This is a genomic window from Synechococcus lacustris Maggiore-St4-Slac (assembly GCF_024345595.1).
In the GTDB taxonomy this organism is placed as follows: Bacteria; Cyanobacteriota; Cyanobacteriia; order PCC-6307; family Cyanobiaceae; genus Synechococcus_D; species Synechococcus_D lacustris.
The window spans coordinates 1-8,248 of the sequence record NZ_JAGQBK010000036.1; the positions used below are offsets into that span (position 1 = coordinate 1).

The window sequence follows — 8,248 nt, forward strand, 5'->3', positions numbered from 1 at the left end:
TATCAAGGCCTATAAAAGTGCCGTGGAAACGGTGGTAGACAGCCTTGAGCAACCTCTACCCCAAGGTGCATTTGCAACAATCCCTACTCCCCTAAGCTTGCAGCAGCAGATTCGCTTTGAACGGGTGGGCTTTAGCTATGGGAGTGGCGGGCCGCAGGTGCTAGATCAGCTCAGTTTTGAAATAAAAAAAGGCGAAAGGGTGGGGCTGATCGGTAGCACCGGCAGTGGCAAAAGCACCACAGTGGATTTATTGATGGGCTTGCTGGAGCCCAGCAGCGGCCAGATCACGGTGGATGGATCAAGTATCCATAGCCACAAAGAACCAGAACGACTGCTGGCCTGGCGAGCTGCCATTGCCCATGTGCCCCAGATGATCTACCTGGCAGATCGTTCAATTGCTGAAAATATTGCCTTTGGTGTGGCAGCAGCAGAGCTTGATCTGGAACGAGTGAAACTAGCGGCCCAACAGGCCCAGATTGCAGAATTCATTCAATCCAGCCCCCGCGGCTACAAAACCTTTGTGGGTGAACGGGGCATCCGGCTCAGTGGCGGGCAACGGCAACGCATCGGCATTGCTAGGGCTCTGTATAAACAGGCAAGTGTGTTGGTATTTGATGAGGCCACCAGTGCCTTGGATAACGCCACTGAGGCGGCCCTGATGGAGGCAATTGAAGGCTTAAGCCGTGAACTCACGATTGTGATGATTGCCCACAGGCTCAGCACAGTGCAGCGCTGTGATCGGGTGATTGAGTTGGAGGGGGGAACTGTGCGCCGAATAGTGAAACCAGCTGATCTAAATCTTCTCGCCTAGATTTGTTTATCCAATGAAAGCTGTTATCCTCGCCGGGGGCCTTGGCACCCGCCTTTCAGAAGAAACTCACCTAAGGCCCAAGCCAATGGTGGAGGTGGGCGGCAAGCCAATTCTTTGGCACATTTTAAAGCTGTATAGCTTTTATGGGATTAACGAGTTTGTGATTTGCTGCGGCTACAAGGGCTATGTAATTAAGGAATATTTTGCAAACTACTTTCTTCATGCTAGTGATGTCACTTTTCATCTAGATCGTGATAATCACATGGAAGTTCATCGGCAAAAGAGTGAGCCCTGGAAGGTCACCCTGGTTGATACGGGTGACTCAACGCAGACTGGCGGTCGGCTTGGCAGGGTGGCCGCTTATATCCGCGATGAACCTTTCTGTTTTACTTATGGTGATGGGGTTTCTAATGTAGATATACGAGCACTAATCAATCAGCATCGAGCAGATGAACTGCAGGCCACACTTACTGCTGTTCAGCCGCCTGGCCGTTATGGGGCTTTGCATCTAGATCAAACCTTAGTGCGTAACTTTCAAGAGAAACCGGATGGTGATAATGCCTGGATAAATGGGGGCTTCTTTGTGCTTAGCCCTGATGTGTTATCGCTGATTAAAGAAGATAGTTGTAGTTTTGAAGGCGATATTTTGCCTCAACTTGCTGCAAGTGGCCAACTTTCTGCCTATCAGCATCGAGGCTTTTGGCAGCCGATGGATACCTTGAGGGATCGCACCAGGCTAGAAGAGCTGTGGAGCACAGGAAAAGCTCCTTGGAAATTATGGTAGCTAGTTTCTGGGCCGGCCGCCGAGTGTTGCTTACTGGCCACACTGGTTTCAAAGGAAGTTGGCTGAGTTTGTGGTTGCTATCACTTGGCGCTGAGGTGCATGGCCTTGCTTTGGCACCAGAACTTGAGCCTAATTTATTTCAATCACTTGGGCTTGAGCATCACCAACCACACCAGTTACTGCCAGGGATTTTCTTCCATAATCTTCTTGACATCCGAGATCAACAGGCCCTAGCTAAGACTGTAGAGGAAATACAGCCGGATCTGGTATTTCATCTGGCAGCCCAAGCCTTGGTGCGGCACAGCTACTTGAATCCATTGGAAACTTGGGATGTAAATGTAATTGGCAGCTTAAACCTTTTGGAGGCATTGAAGCCTCTGCAGCATCCCTGCGCTGTGGTGATGGTTACCACAGACAAGGTTTATGAAAATCAAGAATGGTTCCATGGTTACCGCGAAACAGATCCGCTTGGTGGCCATGATCCCTACAGCGGTAGTAAGGCGGCGATGGAACTTGCAGTAGCAAGTTGGCGCTCTAGTTTTTGTGGTGATGCACCTCACCAAACGGCACATCTAGCTATCGCCACCGCCCGAGCCGGCAACGTAATCGGTGGCGGTGATTGGGCTGCCGATCGAATAATTCCTGATGCAATCCGGGCTTTGGCGCTCCAGCAGCCGATTGCAGTACGTAATCCCTGCGCCACCCGCCCTTGGCAGCATGTGCTGGAGCCCCTCAGTGGTTATCTGCTACTGGCCCAGCGCCTGTATGAGCAGCAAATCTTGGGCTCACAGCATGCGAATCCCTTAGCCCAGGCCTATAACTTCGGCCCCTCGATTAAGTCGAACCGTTCGGTAAAAGAGTTGCTAGAGGCGCTGCTCAGCCATTGGCCTGGCCGCTGGCTTGATCAATCAGATCCGGCTCAACCCCATGAAGCCGGTTTACTACATCTGGTCTCAGATCTTGCTGAGCAGCAGCTTGGTTGGAGTCCCCGCTGGGATTTTGCCGCCACGGTGGAACGCACCGTGGGCTGGTATCGGGAGGTGCATGAGGGGGCCAGCCCCCTGGAGTGCTGTCTACAAGACCTAGAAGCCTACGAAGCTACGAAGGCAATAGAGTGATTGGCACAGGCGGAGCTCAACCACAGGTTGCAGGCTCAGTCCCGGCTGAGCCATGCTGACTGAAAGTACTGGCCATCACGCGATTCCAGCCCACCCACCGACCTATGCCTGCTCTGGCAAAATTCATTACAACTGTGCAATCCAAGGCCTTGTATGAACGGCTTGGGCGGAGGCGACCCAGCTTTTGGGACGGCTTCGCCCAATCCGTTGATTGCCAGCCCTTGACCCAGGTAATAATCCGTCGATCCCAGAGTTCGCGCAGCTTTCGTGCAGATTTCGAGGCTCTCCGCGCCGATCGTGATCAAGCACTTACCAAGCTTTTCAATGCCTGAGGATCCCTCATTGCGGCAGGACCCAGGCGATCAGCCAGCGATTGCCAGGCCTGATGGTGGCCCCGTCACAGTGGTCAGCTGGCAGGCAGAAGTGAATTCAGTGCTGCCACCACCTCAGGCCATCGAGGCCTATGAACGCAGCATCGAGAAGGCAGGCGAGCGCCTGTTGCGGCTGGTCGAAACCGAGTCGGCCCACAGGCACGCGCTGGAGAGAAAGATCGTCTCCTCCGATGTTTTCCGCGCCAACCTTGGGCTGATTGCAGGGATCCTGATGGCTGTTGGCGTCAGTAGTGCCAGTTTGGCAGCCATTTTTCAAGGCAAGCAAATCGGAGGAGTAGTAGGGATTGGAGCCACAGCTGCATTGATTGGTGGTGCTTTCCGTGCCCGCAAAGGCTCTTAATGCCCGCTGAACTCCGCTGCACCCCAATCAACGGCGTTTTCGAGTTGATATCTCAGCCCTTTGCCGACCACCGCGGCGCTTTCCTTAACGCCTTTCGCGCCCAGGAAGATGCCTTTATGGGCTCTTGGGGCGATCGCTTCATCGCCCAGGTGAATGTGAGCCGCACCGAAACAGTGGGCACAATCCGGGGCTTGCACTTGCAGGCGCTACCCCACAGCGAGGCCAAGCTGGTCCGCTGCCTGCGGGGCCGTGTCTGGGATGTGGCGGTAGACCTGCGGCCCGACTCCGTCACCTATTGCCATTGGCATGCAGTGGAACTCAGCTCTGAGCGCGCCAATGCCCTGCTGATCCCCGAGGGCTGCGCCCATGGCTTTCAAGTGCTAGAGCCCGGCAGCGAGCTGCTCTACTTGCACTCGGGCTCCTGGGTGCCCGAGGCCGAAACCGGGGTGCGCTGGAACGATCCCCAGCTGGCGATTGGCTGGCCCTTGCCGGCTGGAGAGCTAAGCGAGCGCGATCGGGGGCTGCCTTTGCTGAGCTAATTCGAAGTAGAATGCATGCAAAATGCATGAAGGCAGGTCAATGGCTAGTTTGCAAATTCGAGATCTTCCAGGTCCGCTCCATCAAATGCTCCAGCTACGGGCGCGGCAGCACCATCGCAGCTTGAACCAGCAGGCCCTCAGCGATCTGCAACTGTCATGTGGTGGTGATCACCGCGAGCGGCGCCGCCAGGCGATAGCAGACCTGCAGGCTTTGGCCGGCCAGCAGGGGGTACAGAAATTTGATCCTGAACCAGAAGATCTGATTCGCCTGGATCGCTCCCGCTGAGATGGCTACGGCTGGATCTTCGAAACTGGTATTGGATGCATCTGCTGTGGTGCGAATTATTGAGGGGTCTCCGGAAGCCTTAGTAATGCATGAGGCGGTGTTGGCAGCTGATCTTGTGCTGGCGCCAGAACTAATGCTCACCGAGGTGGCTAATGCCCTCTGGCGTCTGCAGCGTGCAGGCCAGCTGGAAGCCTCTGGCCTGCAGCAGCGCCTCAGCAGGGCAGCGGATTTAGTTGATCACATCGAACCAGACCGAACCCTTTTGGCAGAAGCATTGGCATTAGCCACTCACCTCGATCATCCCGTTTACGATTGTCTTTATCTGGTGCTAGCTCGCCGCGAAGTGGCGTTGTTGTTAAGCGCAGACCGTCGTTTGCTGGAGCTAGCAAAAAAGGTGCTGCCTTGATCCCTATGCCCTACCCCTGCCGCCACTGCGGATCCCCCCTCACAGAAGAAGTGATCGACCTGGGCCATCAGCCGCCCAGCAACGCCTACCTCACTGCGGAGCAGTTGCTGGGGCCTGAGATCACATATCCACTAAAGGTGCATGTGTGCACTCACTGCTGGCTAGTGCAACTGCCGGCCCACGCAGCCGCCGAGGAGCTGTTCACGGCGGACTACGCCTATTTCTCCAGCACCTCCAGTAGCTGGTGCGCTCACGCAGAACGATTTGTTCTAGCAGCCACTGAACGATTGCAATTAGGCCCCCAGAGCCTGGTGGTGGAGCTGGCCTCCAACGACGGGTACCTTCTCCAATACGTGCAACAGCGGGGTATCCCCTGCCTGGGCATCGAGCCCACTAGGGCCACCGCAGAGGCGGCAAGGGCCAAGGGGATCGAAACAATTGAGCGCTTCTTTGGGGTAGCGCTGGCGTCGCAGCTTGAGCCTGCTGATTTAGTGGTGGCCAACAACGTACTGGCCCATGTGCCAAATATTAACGATTTCGTGGCGGGCATCGGCCGGCTGCTCAAGCCCACCGGCCGAGCATCCATCGAGTTTCCGCATCTGCTGAGGCTATTGGCCGGCAACCAGTTCGACACGATTTACCACGAGCACTACAGCTACCTAAGCCTGCGGGTGGTGCAGCGCATTGCCGCCAAGGCCGGCCTGGCTGTGGTGGATGTGGAAGAGCTGTCCACCCACGGAGGCAGCCTGCGGGTGTGGCTGGGTCATCAGGGCGCCGCAGAACCCACAGCGGTAGTGGCTACGGTGCTTGCTGCTGAAGCAGCGGCGGGGTTGGAAACGCTGGCTGCCTACGCCGGCTTCCAGCAGCGGGCGGAAGCCGCCAAGCACAGCCTGTTGGAGTTTTTGCTGGAGGCCAAACGCGAGGGCCGGCGTGTGCTGGGTTATGGCGCCGCCGCGAAGGGGAACACCTTGCTCAACTACGCCGGCATCAAGCCCGACTTGCTGCCAGCCGTGGCAGACCGCGCCTCCAGCAAGCAGGGCAAGTTTCTACCCGGCAGCCACATCCCGGTGATCAGTCCGGAGCAGCTGGCCACCGAAGCAGCCGATGCTCTGCTCGTTTTGCCCTGGAACCTGATCGAGGAACTGCGGCAGCAACTGCCTAACACCCAGCTGGTGACGGCGATTCCAGAGTTGCGGCATTGGCAGGGAGGGCAGTGATATGACCGGCAACCAGATCCGCAAAATCCCCTACACCAAACTCTCATTACCGAGCTGGAGGTGCAGTACGCCACCGACGCTGCAGCCAATGGCTGGGGGGAGCATTGCTACGACTAAATCGTGCGCTTCGAGGAGGCGTTCAAGTCCCACCTGGGCGTTAACTACGCCATTGCCACCAGCAGCTGCACCGGTGCGCTGCACATTGGCATGCATTCCCTGGGCATCGGGCCTGGCGATGAGGTGATCATGGCCGACACCACAAACGTAGCTCGTATTTTAAGTAGCCAATGAGAGTTCTCATAACTGGAGCTAGTGGTTTTATAGGGCGCCATGTTCTTAAGTGCCTTCAAAATTCCAATATTGATGTTGTATTGGCAGGGCGAAACAGGCCAGTTGGATATCTAGGAGATTTTATAAAAGCTGATTTGCTTGGAACTACTGATTTTAATAATCTGAGTTTTAAAGCTAATGCAACTCACCTAATTCATTTAGCTTGGTATGCAGAACATGGCTCTTATTGGTCTTCTTCGTTAAATTTACGTTGGGTTGAGTCTACAATTAAACTAGCGGAAGCATTTTGTGAAGCAGGCGGGCAACATATCGTAGCTGCGGGCACCTGCGCGGAATATGATTGGAATTATGGATATTGTATTGAAGAAAAAACCCCACTTATACCTAATACGCTTTATGGCGCATCAAAAGATGCTACAAGGCGGTTGTTAATGTCATTATGCTCTACTGATAAGGTTACATGTTCTTGGGGGCGAATATTTATGCCCTATGGCCCAGGCGAGGATAGCCGTAGGCTTATTCCCGCACTTAATAATGTTTTTAGTTTTAATCAGCCTCCATTTGCGGTGGGAAGCTCTTCATTTAGAGATTTATTACATGTTGAAGATGTTGCAGCAGCTTTTGTGAAGCTTCTTACTTCTGGAGCGCATGGAGAATTTAATATATGTTCAGGGATTCCAACCCAAATTTCTGAAGTGATTAAGTTATTAGCTAATGCGCGCAATCAAGATCCCGGGATTGTTCTGGATCATTCCGTGTCAAGAATTGGGGAACCCCTAATGCTTGTTGGTGAGAATAAAAAACTCACTTCACTTGGCTGGGCAGAAAAGCATAAACTAGAAGATCTCTGTAATTACTTACGATAAATTCACCATGGAAAATACTAATTTGCTTTATCAAGCTGATGCTTTTCAGGTTTTTCAAAATCAGATGTACAATAGTAAAGAAGCCGTAATAAATTGCCCTAAAGGAGACATCTGTGTAGTACAGGATCTTGAAACTGGGCTCATATACAACTCGACATTTAGGCCTGAGCTGATGACATATGATGAAAACTATGAGAATGAGCAAGCTGTAAGTGAAATATTTCAGAAACATCTGGCAAGTATATCTAATATAATTAGCAGCTATCTGGGTGCAACTAACATCGTAGAAGTAGGCTGCGGGGAAGGATATTTTTTGGAAACTCTTGCGGAAAATGGGTTTTGATCCAGCGTATGCCGGATATAATCCAAGAATTAAAAAAGAGTATTTTGGCCTGGCTTCGTTTGGAAAAGCAAGCGAGCTAATCCTAAGGCACGTACTTAAACAAATACAAAATCCTATCGATTTTCTTGAAAAACTTAAACATGCAAACAATGGAAGCGGGAAAATATACATAAAAGTCCCGTATTTCGATTGAATATATAATCACCAAGCCTAGTGGCGGATCATGTCGTCGACACTGATCGTAAAGCCAGCGGCTGCCTCGATCGGCACCACCTCTGCGTGGGTCTCCACGGCCTGTAGCTGGGCCTTGATCGCTGTATCCACTTCTGCCTTGATAAATCAGGCTCCATACTTTAGATTACATAAACATCCTTTGAAGCAGATCAATGCGTTTCTTTCCCAGCCATCTTCAGATTGAGACCGTAAATCGAATCTGCAACGCAAGATGCACTATGTGCACAATTGATTTTATACCTGACACAACTAAAAGATTTGCGGACCCCAATTCGCATAACGGATACGCCAGGGAAGCAGAGATAATGCCATATGAGCGATACGTGAAGATATTAGATAAGTTTTCCAGCTATACCGACTATATCAAGTACATAAGCTTGCATGGATGCGGAGAACCACTGCTTGATCAGACCTTAGCCTCAAAGATAGCTTATACAAAGACTAAGGGATTTAGAAACGTAGGATTTACATCTAATTGCCAATTTCTATCCAGAGATCTATCGGAAAAATTGCTGAAAGCGGGCCTTAATTGTATAATACCTTCAATAGATGGCCACCTAAAGGAAACTCATGAAGCCATCAGGGGAAGGACAGACTTTCACAGAATCCGTGACAACGTAG

General features: G+C 52.4%; 14 protein-coding genes. 13 read left to right on the top strand and 1 reads right to left on the bottom strand.

Translation table 11 applies throughout. The features are described 5' to 3' along the window. The 12 genes from KBY68_RS12155 to KBY68_RS12210 form a co-directional block, all read left to right on the top strand. The coding region (locus KBY68_RS12155; protein ID WP_255097456.1) for an ABC transporter ATP-binding protein at positions 1–811 on the top strand (811 nt) is incomplete at its 5' end. A 13-nt stretch (positions 812–824) separates the two neighbouring features. After that, complete coding sequence (gene rfbF, locus KBY68_RS12160) at positions 825–1,595, top strand: glucose-1-phosphate cytidylyltransferase (protein WP_255097457.1); 771 nt, start codon at positions 825–827, stop codon at positions 1,593–1,595. Next, positions 1,589–2,713, top strand: a complete 1,125-nt coding sequence (gene rfbG, locus KBY68_RS12165; RefSeq protein WP_255097458.1) for a CDP-glucose 4,6-dehydratase — start codon at positions 1,589–1,591, stop codon at positions 2,711–2,713. The genes rfbF and rfbG overlap by 7 nt, the downstream gene beginning before the upstream one ends. 324 nt (positions 2,714–3,037) lie before the next feature. Next, positions 3,038–3,445, top strand: coding sequence for a DUF2335 domain-containing protein (locus tag KBY68_RS12170; RefSeq protein WP_255097459.1), 408 nt, complete (start codon positions 3,038–3,040; stop codon positions 3,443–3,445). Further along, complete coding sequence (locus KBY68_RS12175) at positions 3,445–3,984, top strand: dTDP-4-dehydrorhamnose 3,5-epimerase family protein (protein WP_255097460.1); 540 nt, start codon at positions 3,445–3,447, stop codon at positions 3,982–3,984. Before KBY68_RS12170 ends, KBY68_RS12175 begins: the two co-directional genes overlap by 1 nt. 40 nt (positions 3,985–4,024) lie before the next feature. Further along, positions 4,025–4,270: a FitA-like ribbon-helix-helix domain-containing protein gene (locus KBY68_RS12180; RefSeq protein ID WP_255097461.1), complete on the top strand. Its 246-nt coding sequence runs from the start codon at positions 4,025–4,027 to the stop codon at positions 4,268–4,270. Between the two features lies 1 nt (position 4,271). After that, positions 4,272–4,676 carry a type II toxin-antitoxin system VapC family toxin gene (locus tag KBY68_RS12185; protein ID WP_255097462.1) on the top strand — a complete coding sequence of 135 codons (405 nt, stop codon included), beginning with the start codon at positions 4,272–4,274 and terminating at the stop codon, positions 4,674–4,676. A 5-nt stretch (positions 4,677–4,681) separates the two neighbouring features. Next, positions 4,682–5,893, top strand: coding sequence for a class I SAM-dependent methyltransferase (locus tag KBY68_RS12190; RefSeq protein ID WP_255097463.1), 1,212 nt, complete (start codon positions 4,682–4,684; stop codon positions 5,891–5,893). A 120-nt stretch (positions 5,894–6,013) separates the two neighbouring features. Beyond that, a complete protein-coding gene (locus KBY68_RS12195; protein WP_255097464.1) occupies positions 6,014–6,184 on the top strand; it encodes a DegT/DnrJ/EryC1/StrS family aminotransferase in 171 nt (56 codons plus the stop codon). Further along, positions 6,181–7,050: an NAD-dependent epimerase/dehydratase family protein gene (locus tag KBY68_RS12200; RefSeq protein WP_255097465.1), complete on the top strand. Its 870-nt coding sequence runs from the start codon at positions 6,181–6,183 to the stop codon at positions 7,048–7,050. Before KBY68_RS12195 ends, KBY68_RS12200 begins: the two co-directional genes overlap by 4 nt. Positions 7,051–7,057: 7 nt before the next feature. Then, positions 7,058–7,393 carry a class I SAM-dependent methyltransferase gene (locus KBY68_RS12205; protein ID WP_255097466.1) on the top strand — a complete coding sequence of 112 codons (336 nt, stop codon included), beginning with the start codon at positions 7,058–7,060 and terminating at the stop codon, positions 7,391–7,393. Then, a complete protein-coding gene (locus tag KBY68_RS12210; protein WP_255097467.1) occupies positions 7,383–7,586 on the top strand; it encodes a hypothetical protein in 204 nt (67 codons plus the stop codon). Before KBY68_RS12205 ends, KBY68_RS12210 begins: the two co-directional genes overlap by 11 nt. 17 nt (positions 7,587–7,603) lie before the next feature. On the opposite strand, the gene KBY68_RS12390 is transcribed toward KBY68_RS12210, so the two are convergent. Next, a complete protein-coding gene (locus tag KBY68_RS12390) occupies positions 7,604–7,717 on the bottom strand; it encodes a Nif11-like leader peptide family natural product precursor (RefSeq protein ID WP_390634994.1) in 114 nt (37 codons plus the stop codon). 62 nt (positions 7,718–7,779) lie between these two features. Here KBY68_RS12390 and KBY68_RS12215 point away from each other — a divergent pair. Continuing rightward, positions 7,780–8,248 (top strand): radical SAM protein (locus KBY68_RS12215; RefSeq protein WP_255097468.1); only part of this gene is annotated, 469 nt, incomplete at its 3' end.